This window comes from Kocuria sp. CPCC 205261 (genome assembly GCF_040981025.1).
GTDB classification, from domain to species: domain Bacteria; phylum Actinomycetota; class Actinomycetes; order Actinomycetales; family Micrococcaceae; genus Kocuria; species Kocuria marina.
In genome coordinates this window covers 187,254-206,401 of sequence record NZ_JAVKPU010000002.1, presented here as the reverse complement: position 1 = coordinate 206,401, position 19,148 = coordinate 187,254, and the positions used below count along the sequence as shown (strand labels likewise).

General features: G+C 69.7%; 15 protein-coding genes. 2 read left to right on the top strand and 13 right to left on the bottom strand.

Annotated elements, in window-relative coordinates:
• Nucleotides 1–9: 9 nt before the first annotated feature.
• The 9 genes from mltG to RF646_RS03965 all read right to left on the bottom strand — a co-directional run bounded on the left by mltG (nt 10) and on the right by RF646_RS03965 (nt 10,719).
• Nucleotides 10–1,209 (bottom strand): endolytic transglycosylase MltG, encoded by a 1,200-nt coding sequence (gene mltG / locus RF646_RS04005; RefSeq protein ID WP_085106011.1) that lies wholly within the window; start codon nt 1,207–1,209, stop codon nt 10–12.
• A gap of 92 nt (nt 1,210–1,301) precedes the next feature.
• A complete protein-coding gene (gene ruvX, locus RF646_RS04000) occupies nt 1,302–1,805 on the bottom strand; it encodes a Holliday junction resolvase RuvX (protein ID WP_131332983.1) in 504 nt (167 codons plus the stop codon).
• Entirely contained in the window at nt 1,805–4,492 is a 2,688-nt protein-coding gene (alaS, locus tag RF646_RS03995) for an alanine--tRNA ligase (RefSeq protein ID WP_368835262.1), read from the bottom strand. Before alaS ends, ruvX begins: the two co-directional genes overlap by 1 nt.
• The gene (locus RF646_RS03990; RefSeq protein WP_064845890.1) at nt 4,492–4,950 is read right to left on the bottom strand and encodes a hypothetical protein; all 459 of its coding nucleotides are present in this window, start codon (nt 4,948–4,950) and stop codon (nt 4,492–4,494) included. Before RF646_RS03990 ends, alaS begins: the two co-directional genes overlap by 1 nt.
• Before the next feature lie 2 nt (nt 4,951–4,952).
• Nucleotides 4,953–5,432: a DUF948 domain-containing protein gene (locus RF646_RS03985; RefSeq protein WP_241180694.1), complete on the bottom strand. Its 480-nt coding sequence runs from the start codon at nt 5,430–5,432 to the stop codon at nt 4,953–4,955.
• Between the two features lie 224 nt (nt 5,433–5,656).
• Entirely contained in the window at nt 5,657–6,298 is a 642-nt protein-coding gene (rpsD, locus tag RF646_RS03980) for a 30S ribosomal protein S4 (protein ID WP_035961694.1), read from the bottom strand.
• A gap of 222 nt (nt 6,299–6,520) precedes the next feature.
• Nucleotides 6,521–8,020 carry a glycerol kinase GlpK gene (glpK, locus tag RF646_RS03975; protein WP_368835307.1) on the bottom strand — a complete coding sequence of 500 codons (1,500 nt, stop codon included), beginning with the start codon at nt 8,018–8,020 and terminating at the stop codon, nt 6,521–6,523.
• Between the two features lie 126 nt (nt 8,021–8,146).
• Entirely contained in the window at nt 8,147–8,932 is a 786-nt protein-coding gene (locus RF646_RS03970; RefSeq protein ID WP_368835261.1) for an MIP/aquaporin family protein, read from the bottom strand.
• Nucleotides 8,933–9,042: 110 nt separating this feature from the next.
• Nucleotides 9,043–10,719, bottom strand: a complete 1,677-nt coding sequence (locus RF646_RS03965; protein WP_270240582.1) for a glycerol-3-phosphate dehydrogenase/oxidase — start codon at nt 10,717–10,719, stop codon at nt 9,043–9,045.
• 227 nt (nt 10,720–10,946) lie between these two features.
• On the opposite strand from RF646_RS03965, the gene RF646_RS03960 reads away from it, so the two are divergent.
• Complete coding sequence (locus RF646_RS03960; protein ID WP_368835260.1) at nt 10,947–11,915, top strand: sugar-binding transcriptional regulator; 969 nt, start codon at nt 10,947–10,949, stop codon at nt 11,913–11,915.
• A gap of 23 nt (nt 11,916–11,938) precedes the next feature.
• Here the strand turns inward: RF646_RS03960 and RF646_RS03955 are convergent, their stop codons facing one another.
• From RF646_RS03955 to hisS, 4 genes are all read right to left on the bottom strand, one after another.
• Nucleotides 11,939–13,471: a replication-associated recombination protein A gene (locus RF646_RS03955; RefSeq protein WP_270258992.1), complete on the bottom strand. Its 1,533-nt coding sequence runs from the start codon at nt 13,469–13,471 to the stop codon at nt 11,939–11,941.
• Between the two features lie 47 nt (nt 13,472–13,518).
• Entirely contained in the window at nt 13,519–13,971 is a 453-nt protein-coding gene (dtd, locus tag RF646_RS03950) for a D-aminoacyl-tRNA deacylase (RefSeq protein ID WP_368835259.1), read from the bottom strand.
• A gap of 104 nt (nt 13,972–14,075) precedes the next feature.
• Complete coding sequence (gene aspS / locus RF646_RS03945; RefSeq protein ID WP_368835258.1) at nt 14,076–15,893, bottom strand: aspartate--tRNA ligase; 1,818 nt, start codon at nt 15,891–15,893, stop codon at nt 14,076–14,078.
• A 195-nt stretch (nt 15,894–16,088) separates the two neighbouring features.
• Nucleotides 16,089–17,444 carry a histidine--tRNA ligase gene (gene hisS, locus RF646_RS03940; protein WP_144931833.1) on the bottom strand — a complete coding sequence of 452 codons (1,356 nt, stop codon included), beginning with the start codon at nt 17,442–17,444 and terminating at the stop codon, nt 16,089–16,091.
• A gap of 252 nt (nt 17,445–17,696) precedes the next feature.
• Here hisS and RF646_RS03935 point away from each other — a divergent pair, with 252 nt between their 5' ends.
• The gene (locus RF646_RS03935) at nt 17,697–19,139 is read left to right on the top strand and encodes a DUF349 domain-containing protein (protein ID WP_368835257.1); all 1,443 of its coding nucleotides are present in this window, start codon (nt 17,697–17,699) and stop codon (nt 19,137–19,139) included.
• Nucleotides 19,140–19,148: the final 9 nt, after the last annotated feature.

Below are 19,148 nucleotides of genomic sequence, written 5' to 3'. Positions count from 1 at the left end.
GCGCGCCCCTCAGGAGCACTTACCGGGGTTGTCCGAGCACCACTGCTGGTACTCCTGCACGTAGCGCTGGTGCTCCTCGTACGTCTTGGAGAACTTGGTCTCACCGGTGTCGAGGTTCACCGTTACCCAGTAGTAGTAGTCGTTCTTCTCGGGGTTCGCCGCTGCGGCGATCGCGTCGTCGCTCGGGGACCCGATGGGACCCACGGGCAGGCCCGGGTTCGCGTACGTGTTGTACGGATTGGACTTGTCCCGCTTCTCCTCGTCAGTAAGGTGCACGGTGGTCTTGCCGAGCCCGTAGGTCACGGAGGCATCCGACTGGATGAAGCCGCTGGTCTCGCCGTTCGGGTTGTTGATCCGGTTCTCGATCGCCCCGGCCACGGAACGGTAGACCTGGGGCGTGCCCTCGAACTCCACGATGGAGCCGATCGTGAGCACCTCGAACCAGCGGTCCTCGGGGACGTTGTTCTTGGACAGCGTGTCCTTGGTGCGGTCCACCATTTCCTGCAGGATCTGCTCCGCGGTGGCGTCGAGCGGGAAGTGGTACTCCCCCGGGTGCAGCCAGCCCTCCAGGTCGGGGAAGCGGTCCGGGATGCCGAACTTGGCCTTGTCCGTGGCGAGCTTCTCGAACTCGGACTTGTCGATCCCGGTGGCCTGGCTCAGGGCCGCGAACGTGTCCCCCTTGCGCTGGGTCTTGGGGATGGCCGCATAGTGGGTGGCCTCCCCCCGTTCCATGAGGGCGTCGATGGCGGCGTCGGAGCTCATGCGGGTCTTGAGCTGGTACTCCCCGGGCTGGATGAACTGCTCTGGGTAGCGCTGCTGGAACGTGGAGACGAAGTGGGAGGCGTTGGCCACGATGTCCTGCGCCTGCAGGTCCTGGGCGATCTGTCCCGTGGAACTGCCGTCCGCCACGGAGAACGTGACGTCCTGGTCCCCGGAACCGCGGTAGTCCTTGCGTTCGAACAGACCGAACGCGGACCCCAGGACGGCCACAACCACGACCAGAGCCGCGATGAACAGCGCGATCGCCGTGGCCAGGGACGCGCGCGAACGGACCTTGCGGCGCTGCCGCTGTTCCGGGGTCACGTCGTGGTGTTCGAAGGCCCCCGCCAGGCGGGATTCCCCCGCGTCGTTCGAAGAGGTCAGCACGTCACCGTCGGACCGGTGGCCCTGTCCGTCACCGGTGCCGGTCTCCCGCGGCTCTCTGCTCACGAATTCTCTCCGCTCACGAATTCTCTCCGTCCGCCGTTCATGGTGCACATGTGGGGTGCTGCGGGCCAGGATCACCGCCCGCACGGTCAACTCTAATCAGCAGCCCGGTCGGGGACGGGTTCGCCCGGTTCCGTACCGGTCCGCCGCCCCTCGTCCACCGCCGTCTGCAGGAACGTCACCGCGGCGGCCTGATCGACCCTGTCCATGTGATGACGTCGTGACACACCCGAGTCCGACAGCGACCGGTGCGCGCTCACCGTGGACAACCGCTCGTCCACCAGGCGCACCGCTGTAGTGCACCCCCGTGAGCCTAACCGACGAACCAGTGAGGCCGCGTAATCACGAGCCATCCGCGTCGAGGCATTCTCACCGCCGTCGAGGCTGCGCGGCAGCCCCACGTAGACGGTCACCACGTCCCGTTCCTCGCACAACCGGGTGATGATCTTCACATCGAAGGCCTTACGGGGGTTGCTGTCCCGCCCGAGGGTGTCGTGCGGGGTCGCGAGCACGGCGTCGGGGTCGGTCAGGGCGATACCGACCCTGACCGTCCCCACGTCCACGCCCATGCGCACACCGCGTGCGAAGGGTTGCGGCATCAGCCCGCCGTGGCCAGGATCTGCTGGCGGATCCCGGCCAGCGCGTCGGGGATGCGGGCCGGGTCGGAACCGCCGCCCTGGGCCACGTCCGGCTTTCCGCCTCCGCCACCACCGAGCGCGGTCGCTGCGGTGCGCACGAGCTGGCCCGCGGCCAGGCCGGCGTCGCGAGCGGCGTCGTTGACGGCGACGACGACGAGCGGGCGCCCGTTCGCGACACCGGTCACCGCGGCCACGGCGGCGTCGGATCCCAGACGGGCGCGCAGGTCGAGAGCGAGGGTGCGCAGAGCGTCCGCCGAGGCGATCTCACCGGCGTCGTGCAGGACGGCGCGCACGGAGCCCACGGTCTGCGCGTCCTGCGCGAGCTGGCCGGCCTGCGCCTGCAGCTGCTGCTGGCGCAGCCCCGCGAGCTGTCGCTCGGTCTCCTTGAGCTTCTCGAGCGTCGCCGCGAGGCGCTCGGGCAGTTCGGCGCTGGACTGGACCTTGAGCATGCCCGTGAGCTGGTTGACCAGGGTGCGCTCGGCGGCCAGGTGGTTGAACGAATTCAACCCCACGAGCGCCTCCACACGGCGGTTGCCCGAGCCCACGGACTGCTCCGAGACCAGGGACAGCGAGCCGAGCTGGGACGTGGAGCCCACGTGCGTGCCACCGCACAGTTCACGTGACCACGGGCCGTTCATCTCGACCACGCGCACCTCGTCCCCGTACTTCTCACCGAACAGGGACATCGCCCCGAGCTTTTTGGCCTCGGCGAGCGGCATCTCGCGGGTCACGACCTCGAAGTCGTCCCGGATCGCGGTGTTGGCGATCTGTTCGATCTCCTGCACCTGGGACGGCGTGAGGGCCTCCCCGTGGGAGAAGTCGAAGCGCAGGTAACCCTCCTTGTTGAACGACCCGCGCTGGACGGCGTCGGGACCCAACACGTCGTGCAGCGCCGCGTGGATCACGTGCGTGCCCGAGTGGGCGGCCTCGCCGTCGTGACGGCGCCGCGAGTCCACGCGCGCGGTGACCTCGTCACCCGTGACGACCTGGCCCGCGGCCACGGTGACCCGGTGCACGGACAGTCCCTTGACGGGTTGCTGGACGTCCTCCACGGTCAGGCGCAGCCCGTCCGCGGAGTCGATCACGCCGGTGTCGGCGGCCTGGCCACCGGACTCGGCGTAGAACGGCGTGGCCTCGAGTACGACCTCCACGCGCGCGCCCTCGCTCGCCGCGGGCACCGGGACGCCGTCGGCGAGGATCGCGCGCACGGTCGTGGGGGTCACGAGCTCGGTGTAGCCCGTGAACCGGCTGCCGTGGTCGTTCAACAGGCGGCGCAGTTCGGACAGGTCCGCCATGGCGCCCTTCTTGGCGCGCGCGTCCTGCTGGGCCCGCTCACGCTGCTCGGCCATGAGCTCACGGAAGGCCCGCTCGTCCACGGCCACGCCCGCCTCGCCGGCCATCTCCAGGGTCAGGTCGATGGGGAAACCGAACGTGTCGTGCAGCGCGAACGCGTCCGCGCCGCTCAGGGCGCGCTTCTCGCCCTTGGCGAGCTCCACGGCGTGCTCGAGGCGGGTGGTGCCCGACTCGATGGTCTTGAGGAACGCGCGTTCCTCGGCGTACGCGATCTTGGAGATCCGTTCGAAGTCATCCTCGACCACGGGGTAGACGCCCTTCATCGCGTCGCGAGAGCGTGGCAGCAGCACGGGCAGGCAAGGGTCCGTCACCCCGAGCAGGCGCATCGCGCGCACCGCGCGGCGCAACAAGCGGCGCAGGATGTACCCGCGGGCCTCGTTGCCCGGCGTGACACCGTCCGCGATCAGCATGAGCGAGGAGCGCACGTGGTCGGCGACGACGCGCATGCGGACGTCGTCCTCGTAGCCCTGCTCCCCCGGCTTCTCCGCGCCGCGATAGGCGCGACCGGACAGTTCGGCGGCGGCGTCGAGCACGGGGCGGACCTGGTCCGTCTCGTAGAAGTTCTCCACGCCCTGCAGCAGCATGGCCAGGCGCTCCACGCCGAGACCGGTATCGATGTTCTTCTGGGGCAGGTCCCCCAGGATCTCGTAGTCCTTGCCGTTGCCCTCGCCACGCTGGTACTGCATGAACACGAGGTTCCAGATCTCGATGAACCGCTCGTCGTCCACGGCCGGACCGCCGTCCTGGCCGTAGCGCGGGCCGCGGTCGTAGAAGATCTCGGAGTCGGGACCCGCGGGGCCCGGCTGGCCGGTGTCCCAGTAGTTCTCGTCCCGGCCCATGCGCTGGATCCGCTCGGCGGGCAACCCCACGGTGTCGTGCCACAGGTCGTAAGACTCCTGGTCCCCCTCGTACACGGTGACCCACAACCGCTCCGGGTCCAGCCCGAAGCCGCCGTCCTCGAGCGAGGAGGTCAGCAGCTCCCACGCCATGGGGATCGCGCCGGACTTGAAGTAGTCACCGAAGGAGAAGTTCCCGGCCATCTGGAAGAACGTGCCGTGCCGGGCGGTCTTGCCGACCTCGTCGATGTCGAGGGTGCGGATACACTTCTGCACCGAGGTGGCCCGCGAGTACGGGGGCGTCTCTTGGCCCAGGAAGTACGGGATGAACGGGACCATACCGGCAATGGTGAACATGGCTCCGGGCTGCTGCGACACCAGCGAGGCCGAGGGCACCACCTGGTGGCCCTTGCCCTCGAAGTAGCTTAGCCAGCGCTGTGTGATCTCATGGGAGAGCATTACCGGTCATTCCCTTCCGATGGGACGTGTGTGATGATCCGACCCCGGGGGTCGCCCGGTGCGGGGCCCGGTTCGTGGGCGGTGTCCGCCCGCCACGGGGCATCCGGCGGTGGTGCGGCGTGGTGCGGGGCGTCCGGGTGGTTCGCGGTGTGGTCCACGGGCGTGCGCACGCCGAACTTCTCGTGCAGCTCGGCCTCGCGTTCGTTCATCCCCGCGCGCACCCGGGCGGCGAAGTCCTGGAACCGCCGCGCGGCGGTGCGGAAGAGCTCCACGGCGCTCCCGCTCGCGCGGCGTTCGACGGCGCCCTCGGAGCCGTGGCGGGCCACCGCACCCTGGGTGCCGCTCTGCACCTGCCGCCCGATCGCCTCGCGTGCGGCGGGGTCGGAGGCCACGCGCGTGGCCGCTCCGCCCACCACGGCGCCCGCGGCGAGCAGTGCGAGTTTGGACCACAAACCCATGCTCAGCTCCTGGTGTCCGTGGGCCCGGTCGCACGGCCTGCGGCGTGCGCGTCCGTGGACCCGGTGGTCGTGCCGGTCGCCGCGCCACCGGGCGCGGCACCGGGCTCGGTATGGGGGCCGGGCCGGGTCTGGGCACCGGCCTGGGGGCTGAACGCGCGGCGCAGCCCGTGGGAGAAGGACGCGACCTTGATCAGCGGCTGCCCCACCGTGGAGGCCACGAGGGAGGACAGTGCGGAGACATTGGCGGAGGCGTCCGAGACGTTGGACGTGATCCCGTCCACCTTCTCGAGCTGGGTGTTGGTGGTGGCCACGGTACGCGTGACCTCGTCGATCAGCGGGGCGGTGCCGTCGTTGATGGAGCGGATGCTCAGGCGCAACTCATCGAAGACACGACCTAGCTTGATGATGGGCACCGCGAGCAACCCCACGAGCACCGCGAAGACCAATGCCGCGAGCAATCCGGCGATATCCCCACCGTCCATGGGCGACCACAACTCCGTTCCTACTTCGAGATCAGGGTCGGACCCGCGCGCAAGACCGACCGAAGCGCAACTCTACCCAAGAACCCGGGTGCAACGGGGAATCCGGCGCCACCGGGCCCGGTGTGCCCGTGCGCCGTCGTCCCCGGGACGCGAACAGCCCGCAGCCGAGGGCCGCGGGCTGTTCGCCCGTCACCCGTGACACGGGCGACGGAGGGCACGGAGGATCAGACCATCCGTGCGTAGTACTCCACCACGAGCTGTTCCTCGCAGGTCACGGGGACCTCGGAACGCTGCGGCTTGCGCGTGAGCTTGGCCTGCAGACGGTCGATCGTGACGTCCAGGTAGGCCGGGGTGTCCGGGAGGACATCCTGGTTGGCGCCGGTCGCGGCGATCTGGAACGGGACCATCTTCTCGGAGCGCGGGTGCACGTGGACCGTCTGGCCCGGGCGCACGCGGTACGAGGGGCGGTCCACGCGCTGACCGTCCACCATGATGTGGCGGTGCACCACGGCCTGGCGGGCAGCGGCCATCGTGCGGACGAAGCCGGCACGCAGGACAAGGGCGTCGAGACGGGTCTCGAGCAGGGCGATGAGGTTCTCACCGGTCTGGCCCTCGACACGCTTGGCCTCGACGTACGCGCGGTGCATCTGCTTCTCGCGGATGTTGTACTGCGCGCGCAGCCGCTGCTTCTCCATCAGCCGGACCTTGTAGTCGGAGTCCTGCTTGCGGCGGGCACGGCCGTGCTCACCGGGAGCGTACGGGCGGCGCTCGAAGTACTTCTCGGCCTTCGGCGTCAGCGGGATGCCGAGGGCACGGGACTTGCGCACCTGACGGCGCACACGAACACTGTTGGAGCTGTTGGACACAACTTGCCTTTCATGCGGTTCGACGGCGTACGGGATGGACCCGCGTTCCGTTCTGGGTGGTACTGGCCTCCGGCGCGGGAATCGGTTCCCACGGGAGAGGTGCGGATCAGCCGCAATCCGACGGACCTAGCGTCCGCCGGGCACGCGCGGGATCGTGAGGGTGCCACGGGTCCCGGGAATGCGCCGGCGCGACGTGCCAGCCAACCGTCCACTATAGCCGATTCAGTCCACGTCCTCGTTCACCCAGTCGAGCGACTTGGTCACGGCCTTGCCCCAGTTGCGGAACAGCTTGTCCTGCTGCTCACGGTCCCCCTGGGGGTCCCAGCGCTTGTCCTCGGCCCAGTTGCGGGAGATCTCCTCGAGGTCCGCCCAGAAGCCCACGGCGAGACCGGCCGCGTACGCGGCGCCCAGGGCCGTGGTCTCGGTGATCTTCGGCCGGATCACGGGCACACCCAGCTGATCCGCCTGGAACTGCATGAGCAGCTCATTGGCCGTCATGCCGCCGTCCACGCGCAACTCGGTGAGGTCCTGCTTGGAGTCCTTGTTCATGGCCTCGGCCACCTCACGGGACTGGTACGCGGTGGCCTCGAGCACGGCACGGGCGATGTGCTCCTTGCGCACGTACCGCGTGAGCCCCACCAGGGCGCCGCGGGCGTCCGGACGCCAGTGCGGTGCGAACAGGCCCGAGAACGCGGGGACGAAGTACGCCCCACCGTTGTCCTCGACCGCGCGCGCGAGCGGCTCGATCTCCTTGGCGTCCTGGATCAATCCCAGATTGTCCCGCACCCACTGCACGAGCGAACCCGTGACCGCGATGGAACCCTCCAGCGCGTAGACCGGCTTCTCGCCCTCGATCTGGTAGCACACCGTGGTGATCAGTCCGTGCTCGGAACGCACCGGGGTCTCCCCCACGTTCATGAGCAGGAAGCTGCCGGTGCCGTAGGTGTTCTTGCCCATGCCGGGTTCGAAACACGTCTGGCCGAACATGGCCGCCTGCTGGTCACCCAGGATGCCGGCGATCGGGACCTGCTTGAGGAACCCGCGGGCGCGGCCCTTGCCGTAGACCTCGCTGCTGCAGCGGATCTCCGGGAGCATGGACATGGGCACGCCCACGGTCTCGCACAGCTCCTCGTTCCAGTCGAGGGTGTCGATGTTCATGAGCAGGGTCCGGGACGCGTTCGTCACGTCCGTGACGTGCACCCCGTCCTTGGAGCCGCCGGTCATGTTCCACACGAGCCAGCTGTCGGTGGTACCGAAGAGCAGGTCCCCGGCCTCGGCGCGGTCACGGGCGCCCTCCACGTTGTCCAGGATCCACTTGACCTTGGGGCCGGCGAAGTAGCTGGCCAGGGGCAGACCCGTGAGCTCGCGGAAGCGTTCCTCCCCGCCGTCCTTGGCGAGTTCGTCCACGATCTCCTGCGTGCGGGTGTCCTGCCACACGATGGCGTTGTACACGGGCTCGCCCGTGTTCTTGTCCCACACCACGGTGGTCTCGCGCTGGTTGGTGATGCCCACCGCGGCGAGATCGTCCTTGGTCAGCTCCGTCTCCGCGAGGGCGTCCGCGACACATCGGCGGGTGTTGCGCCAGATCTCCTGCGCATCGTGTTCGACCCACCCGGCGCGCGGGAAGATCTGCTCGTGCTCGTACTGGCCCACACCCACGATGGTGCCGGAGTGGTCGAAGATGATGGCGCGGGTACTCGTGGTGCCCTGATCGATGGCCATCACGTACTGGGGATCACCGGAACCCGTGGTCTTGGTGCCTTCGGCGGTCTTGGTGGTGTTTCGCTTGCTCATGGTGCTCACTCCTTGGGTCGAGGGGCAGGAATCGATGGTGGTGCGTTCAGGGGATCAGAAAGCCGCACCCGGGAACAACTGGAAGACACCGCCGGCGAGCAGCGCGCCCAGGATGGGACCCACGATCGGGACCCAGGCGTAGCCCCAGTCGCTGCCACCCTTGCCCCGGATCGGGAGGACGGCGTGGGCCACGCGGGGGCCCAGGTCACGCGCGGGGTTGATCGCGTAGCCGGTGGGGCCGCCGAGGCTCGCACCGATCCCGACCACGAGCAGCGCCACGGCCAGGGGGCCCAGGCCGGAGGGGGTCCCGCCGAACATGAGGATGACGAACACCAGGACGAACGTGGCGATCACCTCGGTCAGCACGTTCCACCCCGCGGAGCGGATCTCCGGTCCGGTGGAGAACGTGCCCAGCTTGGCGGCCGGGTCCAGCGGCTCGTCGTAGTGCTGCTTGTACGCGATCCAGCAGACCACGGCACCCAGGAAGGCGCCCAGGAACTCGGCGGCCAGGTAGACCAAGGTCGACGCGGCGGTGATGGCCACCCCCGGCGCGTAGACATCGGCACCGGAGGCCCAGATGCCGACCGTCACGGCGGGGTTCAGGTGGGCGCCCGATTGCCAGGCGACGTACACGCCGGCGAACACGGCGATACCCCACCCGAAGTTGATGAGCAACCAGCCGCCGGCATTGCCCTTCGTCTTGCCCAGCAGGTGGTTGGCCACGACACCGACACCCAGAAGGGTCAGCAGTGCGGTGCCCAGGACTTCGGACCAGAACACCGTGCCCAGGGGCACCACTTCCGCCGCCTCCATGGGCAGCATCGCGCTCAAAGTGGTCATGGATTGACTCCTTGCAGTTCGTGTCGTTGTTGGGTGATTCGGACACACCGCCTCCCGATGGCGTGAGCCACCGGGAAGCGGTGTCGGCGGGAACGGGACGCCCGCCTACGTCACAGGGTGTTGAGCGAGGGGGCTGCGCTGCGCGCGGCCGCCGCGGAGGCGTCGTCCGTGGTCTGCGCGGCGGCGTCCTCGGCGGCGCACACGGCGCGGTAGGCCTCGATCTCCTGCTCCTTGCGGGCGTCGTCCCAGCCCAGTTCGGCGGCGAGCAGATCGGCGACCTCCTCGACCGCGGCCAGACCGTGATCGGGCTGGTCGTAGGACATCCGGGTCCGGGTCTCGAAGACGTCCGCGACGTGCAGGACACCCTCGTGCCGCGCCGCCTGGACCACCTCGGCCCGCAGGTAGGCGGGCGCCGCCGCGAGCGGCCGGGCCAGATCCTCCTGCTCCGCCACGAGGTCCTCGATCTCCGTGATGGCCGATCCGTAGCGGTTCAACAGGTGCTCGACCATGTCGTCGCTCCAGCCGTGGCGTGCGCCGATCCGGTCCGCCTGGCGGGTCATGGGAACGTACCCGTTGGCACCGTGGAGCAGCGTCCGGTCGGTGACCGAGGGCAGGCTCTTGGCGCGCTCCTTGCCGAGGGCGAAGTCCACGGCGTCCTGGGCCATGATCCGGTAGGTGGTCAACTTGCCGCCGGCGATCGAGATCAGACCCGGGGTCGCCTCCGCGACCGTGTGCTCGCGGGAGATCTTGGTGGACGCGGTTTCCGTGCCCTCCTTGACGCCCGGCTGCAGCAACGGCCGCAGACCCGCGTAGGTGCCCATGACGTCGTCCCGGGTCAGGGGCTCGTCCAGGACCACGTTCGCGTGTTCGAGTACGTAGTCGATGTCCGCGGCCGTGGCCACGGGGGCCGAGATGTCCTGCTCGTAGGGGGTGTCGGTGGTGCCGATGATCCAGTAGTGCTCCCACGGGATCACGAACAGTACCGACTTCTCGGTCTGCAGGATCAGACCCACCTCGCCGCGGATCCTGTCCCGGGGCACCACGATGTGGATGCCCTTGGACGCGAGGACCTTGAGGCCCCCGTCCGTGTGGGCCATGTCCTGGGTCTCCTCGGTCCACACGCCGGTGGCCGCGATGACCTTGCGGGCGCGGATCTCGTGCTGCGTACCGGTCTCCAGGTCCGTGACGCGCGCGCCCACGACGGCGCCGTCGTCGTTCTTGAGGAGCTCCGTGACTCGCGTGCGGGTCGCGGCCAGGGCGCCGTAGCCCACGGCCGTGCGGATGAGCGTCAGCACCAGACGGGCATCGTCCACGCGACCGTCCCAGTACTTGACGGCGCCCACCATGACGCCCGGCTTGATGCTGGGGAACGCCTCCTTCACGCCGCGCTGCGAGAGCTGACGGTGGAAGGGCATGGACGCGACCTTGGAACCCACGTGGGCCAGGGTGTCGTAGAGACCGACGCCCGCCGTCACGTAGGGGCGCTCCCAGAACCGGTGCAGGATCGGGTAGAGGAAGGGGACGGGCTTCACCAGGTGGGGAGCCAGCGTGTACAGCAGGCGCTCCCGTTCGTGCAGCGCCTCCGTGACGAGCTTGAAGTCGAACTGTTGCAGGTAGCGCAGGCCACCGTGGACCAGCTTGGACGACCAGCGGGACGTCCCTCCCGCCCAGTCCTGGGCCTCCACGATGCCGGTGCGCAGCCCTCGCGTGGCCGCGTCCAGCGCGATGCCGGCCCCCGTGATGCCACCGCCGATCACCAGGACGTCCAACTCGGCCCCTTCGCTCATTTCACGGAGCGCGGCCTGACGGGTCTCGGAATTCAATTGGGTGGCAGTCACAGTATCTTCCTCACTCAATGTCGGTGTGGATGCGGTGTGGCCCGCAGTTCTTGCGGACCACGCTACGCACCGGGATGTGACGTACATCCCATTTCGTAGCCGTGCGCACTACCATGTCGCGCCGATGCACGTATGCTCAACCTATTTGCACAAGTGTGCACGGGAGGTGAGGGGCGATGCACGACGATTCACTGCTCTACCAAGCCGCGGAACTGTACTTCGTGCAGGACATGACCATGGGTGCCGTGGCCGAGCGGCTGGGGGTCTCACGGTCCACGGTCTCGCGCATGCTGGCGGATGCGAAAGCCAGGGGCATCGTGACGATCACCCTGCGCCCACCCGACACACCCACGGACCGGCTGTCCCGTCGCATCCACGACACGTTCCGGGTCACGGCGCACATCGCGGGGACCCAGCGGGCGTCGCATAGCGGCCAACGACTCGACGCGGTCTCGCGCTACACCGCACAACTACTCGCGTTGTGGGTCCAGGACGGGACGTCCCTGGGGGTCGCGTGGGGCACCACGACCTCCGCGATCGCCTCTCACGTGCGCCACACCAACACCCAGGACGTCTCGGTGGTGCAGCTCAACGGGGCCGCCGGGCCGCGGACGGCCGGCACGGATGCGTCCGCCCCACTGCTCTCGACGTTGGCGCAGGCCTTCAACGCCGAGCTGTACCCGTTCCCGACCCCCGCTTTCTTCGACTGGGAACAGACCCGGACGCTGCTCTGGCAGGAATCCTCGGTCCGCCGCATCCTCGCGGCCCGGGCGAGTGTTGACCTGGCGGTGTTCAGCGTGGGGGCCTTCCACGGCCCGGTGCTGTCCCAGGTCTACACGGAGGGCCACCTCAGCTCGTCCGAGCTGCGCAGTCTGAGCGGGCACCGCGTCGTCGGGGATATCTGCACCGTCTTCATCCGCGAGGACGGCAGTTACTCGGACATCGAGCTGAACCGGCGGGCCTCCGGACCCACCCCCGCCGATCTCTCCAGGATCCCCCGCCGTGTGTGCGTGGTGTCCGGGCGGCACAAGGTGCGCGGCATCGTGGGTGCGCTGCGGTCGGGCGCGGTGACGGACCTGGTGATCGACGACCTGACCGCCAAGGATGTGCTGGACCACGTGGACGGCGCGGGAGCACGGCCCTGACCACGCACCGTCGTAGCCGCGCCCTACGGCCGGGTGTCGCCGCGCACGATGTCGCGCAACCGGATCACGCGCTGCGCCAGGTCTCGTTCGTGGCCGTACCCCGTGGGCCGGTAGTAGTCCTTCCCCACGAGCTCGTCCGGCGGGTACTGCTGGGTGGCCACCGCGTTGGGCGTGTCGTGGGCGTAGACATAGCCCGCGCCGTGGCCGAGCTCGTTCGCGCCCGGGTAGTGCGAGTCCCGCAGGTGCGGGGGCACGGGCCCCGCACGTCCGGCGCGGACGTCCGCGATGGCCTCGTCGATGGCCAGGTACGCGGCGTTCGACTTGGGCGCGGTGGCCAGATGTGCGACGGCCTCGGCGAGCGGGATCCGCCCCTCGGGCATCCCGATCAACTGCACTGCCTGGGCGGCCGCGACCGCCGTCTGCAGCGCCGTGGGGTCCGCGAGACCGATGTCCTCCGACGCGCTGATGATCAGCCGGCGCGCGATGAACCGGGGGTCCTCCCCGGCCTCGATCATCCGGGCCAGGTAATGCATCGCGGCGTCCACGTCCGAGCCGCGGATCGACTTGATGAACGCGCTCACGACGTCGTAGTGCTGGTCCCCCTGCTTGTCGTAGCGCACCGCCGCGCGGTTGACGGCTTCCTGCGCGTGCTCCAGCGTCACGGTCACGACCGATGCGTCGGGGGTTTCGCCCGCTGCCCCGGGCTCGGCCGCGCCGTCGTCCGACGCGTCGGCTCCCGACCCCTCCGTACCCGAGCCCTCGGCCCCGGAACGCGCGGCGCCATGGGCGTCGTCGTCCGACGCCGCCGCGTGGGAGAGCGCGACCGCCGCCGCCGCCTCGAGGGACGTGAGCGCCTTGCGCGCGTCTCCCCCGGAGACGTCCAGCAGGTGCTCGCGCGCCTCGGGACTCAGGACGACGGCGCCGTCCAGCCCACGCGGGTCGGTCACCGCGCGGTCGAGCAACTCCCCGATGTCCGCGCGCTCGAGCGGTTGCAGGGTCAGCAGCAGCGAGCGAGAGAGCAGCGGCGCGATCACGGAGAACGAGGGGTTCTCGGTTGTAGCGGCCACGAGGACCACCCACCCGTTCTCGACCCCGGGCAACAATGCGTCCTGCTGTGCCTTGGTGAACCGGTGGATCTCGTCGAGGAACAGCACCGTGGTGCGCCCGTGCAGGTCGCGCGCGGTCAGTGCCTCGTCCATGACGCGCCGCACGTCCTTGACGCCGGCCGTGACGGCGGACAGCTCCACGAAGGTGGTGTCGTGGCCGCGCGCGATCACGTGCGCGATCGTCGTCTTGCCCGTGCCCGGCGGGCCCCACAGGATGACCGACGACGCCGCTGTGAGCCCCGAGCGCCCCGCGGCCAGTCCGCGCAGGGGCGAGCCGGTGCGCAACAGGTGTTTCTGCCCCACGACCTCGTCCACGGTGCGGGGGCGCATGCGCACGGCGAGCGGTGCGCGGGAGCGCGCGCGGGACGGGGCCCGGTCCCGCGCGTGGGCGGATGGGCCGGACCCGTCCTCGCTCAGGGGATCCGGGACGTCGAACAATGCATCGCTCACGCCTCGACCCTACTGCCCGCCCCGGACACGCACGGGCCGCCGCGGGTTCAGCCGCGACGCGGGCGCTGCAGCTCGTCGCTGTCCACCACGAGGGTCACGGGCCCGTCGTTGATGAGCGAGACCTCCATGTGCGCACCGAACTCCCCGGTCTCCACCGGCAGACCGCGCTCACGCAGCGCCGCCACGAATGCCTCGAAGAGGGGTTCGCTCACGTCCCCGGGGGCGGCGCGGGACCACGACGGTCGGCGCCCCTTCCGGACGTCCCCGTACAGCGTGAACTGGCTGACCACGAGCACCGGGGCCGAGCGGTCCTCGCACGAGGTCTCCCCCGGCAGGATGCGCAGTCCCGCGATCTTGACCGCGAGCTGCGCGGCGATCTCCGGGGTGTCCGAGTGGGTGACCCCCACGAGCGCGACGAGCCCGGGGCCGGTGATCTCGCCCGTGACCCGTTCACCCACGGTGACACGGGCCCGCGACGCCACTTGCAGCACGATTCTCATGGCGTCAGTCCATCACACTCGCGCGGCGGGGCCACCGACCTCGGGGTGACATCCCGGATCGGCGGCCCCGCAGCGCGTAGCGACGGTGTCACGTGTCGATGGCGTTACTTCGCGTCGCCGCCCTTGTCGGCGGAGGCTGCCTCGCGCGGCGCCTCGGCCTTCTTGGGCTCGGGCTTGGCGTCCACGCCGGCTTCCTTGCGCTGCTGCGCCGTGATGGGCGCAGGCGCGGCGGTCAGGGGGTCGTAGCCGTTGCCGGTCTTGGGGAACGCGATGACGTCCCGGATGGACTCGGTGCCCGCGAGCAGCGCGACCACGCGGTCCCAGCCGAAGGCGATGCCGCCGTGCGGGGGCGCGCCGAACTGGAAGGCGTCCAGCAGGAAGCCGAACTTCTCCCGGGCGTCCTCCTCGCTGAGCCCCATCACGCGGAACACGCGGTCCTGCACGTCCCGGCGGTGGATGCGGATGGAACCGCCGCCGATCTCGTTGCCGTTGCACACGATGTCGTACGCGTAGGCCAGCGCGGAGCCGGGGTCCGTGTCGAAGGTGTCCATGAACTCGGGCTTGGGGGACGTGAACGCGTGGTGCACGGCCGTCCACGCACCGGAGCCCACGGCAACGTCGCCGGACTCGACCGCCTCGGACGCGGGCTCGAACAGCGGCGCGTCCACGATCCACACGAAGGCCCAGTCATTCTCGTCGATCAGGCCCACGCGATGGCCGATCTCCACGCGCGCGGCACCGAGCAGCGCGCGGGAGGTCTTGGCCCCGCCCGCGGCGAAGAACACGCAGTCGCCGGGCTTCGCGCCCACGGCCTCCGCGAGTCCGGCCTTCTCCTCCTCCGAGATGTTCTTGGCCACCGACCCGGCGATCTCGCCGTCCTCCTTGAACAGCACGTAGGCGAGGCCCTTGGCGCCGCGCTGCTTGGCCCACTCCTGCCACGCGTCGAGCTGGCGGCGGGGCTGGGATGCACCGCCTGGCATGACCACGGCACCCACGTACGGGGCCTGGAACACGCGGAACGGGGTGTCCTTGAAGTACTCGGTGAGCTCCGTGAGCTTCAGGTCGAAGCGCAGGTCCGGCTTGTCGGAGCCGTAGTCGGCCATGGCCTGGGCGTAGGTCATGCGCGGGATGGGGGTCGAGACGTCCACGCCGATCAGAGCCCACAGGGACTTCACGATCTGCTCGCCCAGGGCGATGACATCGTCCTCCTCCACGAAGGAGGCCTCAACGTCCAGCTGGGTGAACTCGGGCTGGCGGTCCGCGCGGAAGTCCTCGTCCCGGTAGCAGCGGGCGATCTGGAAGTACTTCTCGATCCCGCCCACCTGCAGCAGCTGTTTGAACAGCTGCGGGGACTGCGGCAGCGCATACCAGGAGCCCGGGGACAGCCGTGCCGGCACCACGAAGTCACGCGCGCCCTCGGGAGTGGAACGGGTGAGGGTGGGGGTCTCCACCTCGGTGAAGCCCTGCTCGTGCAGCAGGGTGCGGGCCACCCGGTTGACCTCGGAACGCAGCCGCATGATGCGGGCGGGCTGCGGGCGGCGCAGGTCCAGGTAGCGGTACTTCAGGCGGGCTTCCTCGCCCACCTCCACGTGCTCGTCGATCTGGAACGGCAGGGGGGCCGCGGTGTTGAGCACGGTGAGCTCATCCACCATGACCTCGACCTCACCGGAGGGCAGGTTGGGGTTCTCGTTGCCCTCGGGGCGGCGCTCCACGGTGCCCGTGACCTGCAGGACGTACTCGTTGCGCAGCTGGTGGAACTGCTCCTCGTCACGCACCACGACCTGCGCCACGCCGGAGGCGTCACGCAGGTCCACGAACGCCACGCCGCCGTGGTCGCGGCGCCGGCCGACCCAGCCCGCCAGAGTGACGGTCTGTCCAATGTTCTCGACGGTCAACGTGCCGAGTTCATGCGTTCGCAACAAGTGCATTCACCTTTTCAATCAATGGGATGGTCGGGATCGCGGGCCGGCGGAGCGCGTCGCACCGAGTGCCCGCGGAGCCGCACCGGATCGGGCGCCCCGGAGCAGGGCGTGCTCCCGTCCCCGCGAGTCTACAAGCCGTCGCGCGCGGGCACGGCCGTCGCGCGCGGGCACGCCTCTCGGAGGACAGAGCCGGCGTCAGTCGTTCGTGGTGGCCGCGCGCAGCACCGTGGCGTGCAGGTCCTCGGCGGGCGGCTGCCACGATGCGGGGTCCGCGGCCACCTGCTCGCCCGAGCGGATGTCCTTGACCTCGTGGGTCGGGCTCCCGTCCTCGGCCACCGAGGAGAACCACACGAACGGGATGCCGCGGCGCTCGGCGTAGCGGATCTGCTTGCCGAACTTCTGAGCCGTGGCGGCCACCTCGGTCGCGATCCCGCGAGCGCGCAACTGCCCGGCGACGTCCTGCGCGGCGGACCACGATGCGTCGTCGTTCAGGGCCACGAGGACCGCGGAGGGCACCGAACGGGAGGCCTGGGCCATGGAGCGGGACAGGATCCGGGTGACCAACCGGGTCACACCGATTGACAGGCCCACACCGGGGTAAGTCTTCTTCCCGGAGGACGCGAGGGACTCGTAGCGACCACCCGAGCACACGGAACCGAGCTGTTCGTGACCCACGAGGACCGTTTCGTACACGGTGCCTGTGTAGTAGTCCAGACCGCGGGCGATGGACAGGTCCGCCACGACCTTGCCGGGGGCGCGGCGGGAGGCCTCCCCCACGACCTCGGCGAGTTCGTTCAGGCCTTCGTCCAGCAGGTTGTTGCTCACACCGAGTTCCCGCACGCGCTCCACGAAGGACGTGTCCTCGGTGCGGATCGCCGCGAGGGACAGCGCGGCCTCCGCCTGCTCGGGCGTGGCACCCACCGTGTCCTGGAGATTCCGGGAGACCTGCTCGGCGCCGATCTTTTCGAGTTTGTCGATCTCACGCAGCACCGCGGGGGCGTCAGTGAGACCCACACCGCGGTAGAAACCCTCGGCGAGCTTGCGGTTGTTGACCCGCAGTACGAACGGCGGGATGGGCAGCTCGGACAGCGCCTCGATCATCACGAGCGCGAGCTCCACGTCGTAGCGGAACGCGAGCGTGCCGTCCCCCACCACGTCGATGTCCGCCTGGGTGAACTCGCGCGCCCGGCCCTCCTGGGGGCGCTCGCCGCGCCACACCTTCTGGATCTGGTAGCGGCGGAATGGGAACGTGAGGTAGCCACTGTTCTCCACGACGTAGCGGGCGAACGGCACGGTCAGGTCGAAGTGCAGCGCCAGCGCGTCCTCGCGGGAGGAGTCCTCGTCCTGTTGCAGCCGGGAGACCCCGTAGACCTCCTTGTCGATCTCACCCTTGCGCAGCAACTGCTCCACGGTCTCCACCGCGCGCGTCTCGATCGAGGAGAAGCCGTGGAGTTCGAAGGTCCTGCGCAGGGAGTCCAGCACGTGTTGCTCCACGATCCGTTCCTCCGGGAGCCATTCGGGGAAACCGGACAGAGACGTGGTGCGGGCCATGGGTGGGAACTCCTCGGTAGTGGGTCTCGGGCGGTCCGGGGCTCGGCCTGTGCGCCGTGGAAGCCCCGGGCGGCGAGGCGTCGTCGTACGAGCAACCCCCGGAACCGGGGCATGCGCGAGCGCGGACGGTGTCAGCTGCCAGTCTAAGCCGCGCGGCTCGATAGGATGGCCGGTGTCCACCATGGGAAACCCCACCGCGACGCCCGCAGCTGCGGGCAGCGCCGGCGGGGTCGTGCAGAAAGAGTTGTAGCGGTGACAGAACGTCCTGAATCCGACGACCGCCGTCCCGTCCCGGGACCGGCCACCCCCGCGGCGTCCGCGCCCAGGCCCGCGGCGCCGTCGACCCCCAAACCCACCCCGAACGCGGCACCCGCGCCCGCACCGGCGGCGGCTCAGCCACGTCCCGCGGAGGGCACCCACGCCGCGCTCGCCCCGGCCGATTCCGTGGAACGCGCTCGGGCCTTCGGCCGCGCGGACGAGAACGGCACCGTGTACGTGAGCGTGCAGGGCACCGAGTACGCGTGCGGGCAGTTCCCGGACGCCACACCGGACGAGGCGCTCGCGTACTTCGCGCGCAAGTTCGACGACGCCGAGGCGCAGGTCGCACTGCTTGAACAGCGCATCGCCGCCAAGGTACCCGCCGGTGACATGCGCAAGACCGTGGACCACGTGCGCGAGCAGGTGGACGCGCACACCATGGTGGGCGATCTCACGGATCTCTCCACGCGCCTGGATACCCTCGAGGACGCGATCAAGGTGGCTCTGAACCGCGAACGCGAGGAGACCAAGGCCGCCAAGGCGCAGCAGCTCGCGCACCGCACCGCGATCGTGGAGGCCGCCGAGGAGGTCGCCGCGCAGGATCCCGCCAAGACGCAGTGGAAGCACTCGTCCGCGCGCATGGCGGAGCTGTTCTCGCAGTGGCAGGACCACCAGCGCTCTGGCGGACGCCTGTCCAAATCGGACGAGGACGCCCTGTGGAAGCGCTTCCGCAAGGCCCGCACCACGTTCGACCGGCACCGCAAGGCCTTCTTCTCGTCCCTGGACGAGACCAACGCCAAGGCCAAGCGCGTCAAGGAGGGCCTGATCAAGGAGGCCGAGGCGTTGTCCTCGTCCACCGAGTGGGGTGAGACCGCCGGGAAGTACCGAGAGCTCATGGACCGGTGGAAGGAGGCCCCGCGCGCGTCCCGCAAGGAGGACGACGCCTTGTGGGCTCGGTTCCGCGCCGCCCAGGACGCGTTCTTCTCCGCGCGCACCGCCGCGAACGAGCGGATCGATCAGGAGTACGCGGGCAACCTCACGGTCAAGGAGCAGCTGCTCGCCGAGGCCAAGCAGATCCTGCCCGTCAAGGACCTCGACGCCGCCAAGAAGCAGCTCGCGTCCGTCCAGCAGCGCTGGGAGGAGGCCGGTAAGGTCCCGCGCGCCCACATGCGCCGCGTGGAGAACGAACTGCGCGCCGTGGAGGACGCCGTGAAGAAGGCCGAGGACGACCGCTGGCGGCGCACCGACCCCGAGACCAAGGCGCGCTCCAACTCCATGCTGTCCCAGCTGGAGAACAAGATCGCCGATCAGCGCGCTGCCCTCGAGGCCGCCCGTGCGGGTGGCAACACCAAGAAGGCCGCGTCACTCGAGAAGGACCTGGCCACGAGCGAGCAGTGGCTCGCCACGCTGCAGGCCACGGCGTCCGAACTGCGCTGATTTTCTGCC

Bases quoted from the DNA above. Each gene is read 5' to 3' on its own strand.
- ruvX (WP_131332983.1), bottom strand. From the start codon at position 1,805: ATGCCGCAACCCTTCGCACGCGGTGTGCGCATGGGCGTGGACGTGGGG.
- alaS (WP_368835262.1), bottom strand. From the start codon at position 4,492: ATGCTCTCCCATGAGATCACACAGCGCTGGCTAAGCTACTTCGAGGGC.
- RF646_RS03990 (WP_064845890.1), bottom strand. From the start codon at position 4,950: ATGGGTTTGTGGTCCAAACTCGCACTGCTCGCCGCGGGCGCCGTGGTG.
- RF646_RS03985 (WP_241180694.1), bottom strand. From the start codon at position 5,432: ATGGACGGTGGGGATATCGCCGGATTGCTCGCGGCATTGGTCTTCGCG.
- glpK (WP_368835307.1), bottom strand. From the start codon at position 8,020: ATGGCCATCGATCAGGGCACCACGAGTACCCGCGCCATCATCTTCGAC.
- RF646_RS03970 (WP_368835261.1), bottom strand. From the start codon at position 8,932: ATGACCACTTTGAGCGCGATGCTGCCCATGGAGGCGGCGGAAGTGGTG.
- RF646_RS03965 (WP_270240582.1), bottom strand. From the start codon at position 10,719: ATGAGCGAAGGGGCCGAGTTGGACGTCCTGGTGATCGGCGGTGGCATC.
- RF646_RS03960 (WP_368835260.1), top strand. From the start codon at position 10,947: ATGCACGACGATTCACTGCTCTACCAAGCCGCGGAACTGTACTTCGTG.
- dtd (WP_368835259.1), bottom strand. From the start codon at position 13,971: ATGAGAATCGTGCTGCAAGTGGCGTCGCGGGCCCGTGTCACCGTGGGT.
- hisS (WP_144931833.1), bottom strand. From the start codon at position 17,444: ATGGCCCGCACCACGTCTCTGTCCGGTTTCCCCGAATGGCTCCCGGAG.